We start from the raw sequence: 848 nt of genomic DNA on the forward strand, positions 1-848 counted from the left end.
AGCCATTGTTTTAAAATGCTTCTTTCCATACCCTCTTGCCTTTCTCTTTGCCGCTTGAATCACTGAATTTAAACCTTCTAAAATACCGTTATTAATACTGCTTAATTTACACTCTAAAATACCTTGCCAATGGCGTTTAACCATCTTTGCTGTTTCAACCATTGGCAACAAACTACACTGACTAACCCAGTGATACCATTTTTGTAGCAAGTGCCTAAAGGTTTGCATATCAGGGGCTTGATAAATTTGCTGGAAAGTCGCACGCATACGCATCGCCTCAAACGATTTAAGGTTGTAGCTTTCTAATACCAAATTATAATATTTAACTGCTTTAGTCTGGGTTTTACCTTCAATTGCGCCATGTTGAGTGGTATGTTCCAAAATGGAACCAACCACTTTTTCGTCTAATTCTCTGCTTTCAAAGATATTTTTCAGGTGCTTTGTGATGGCTGGGCGTTTTTTACATCAAAGAGTTCTGCCATTTTTTTCTGGGTCATCCAGATGATTTCGTCTTGAAAAACGGTATCTATTTTGACTGTGCCATCTGGGGTGGTGTAGAGGACGATTTCGGAACTGCTAGATGCAGGAGTCATTCAGAACCCTCCAACATCCTTTTAATTATTTTATATAACTTTATCAACTCATCAGAGTTCATATCCAATATTGGCTCATACATAAAAGAATTAAGATGGATATTTTCTGGGGTCATCAAATTAACTTGTTCTAATACTTTTATATCCTTAATTTTTATATTGGGCAGTGTTTTATATTCATTAAATAATTCAACAGTTTGATTTTTTGAGATATTGTTAATAAACTCTTCGTTATCTATTTTCAATATCATAAAC

General features: G+C 34.9%; 2 protein-coding genes and 1 pseudogene. All 3 read right to left on the reverse strand.

All coding sequences use genetic code 11. From position 1 onward, the window contains the following. Positions 1-381: transposase (locus tag BBROOKSOX_RS11925; protein ID WP_139662111.1), on the reverse strand; the 381-nt coding region annotated here is incomplete at its 3' end. Between the two features lie 50 nt (positions 382-431). After that, positions 432-593, reverse strand: a complete 162-nt coding sequence (locus tag BBROOKSOX_RS12435) for a hypothetical protein (protein WP_180324072.1) — start codon at positions 591-593, stop codon at positions 432-434. After that, positions 590-848, reverse strand: a pseudogene (locus tag BBROOKSOX_RS11935) (hypothetical protein); the annotation flags it as partial. The gene BBROOKSOX_RS12435 and the pseudogene BBROOKSOX_RS11935, both read right to left, overlap by 4 nt.

Source organism: bacterium endosymbiont of Bathymodiolus sp. 5 South, from assembly GCF_900128535.1.
Taxonomy (GTDB): Bacteria; Pseudomonadota; Gammaproteobacteria; order PS1; family Pseudothioglobaceae; genus Thiodubiliella.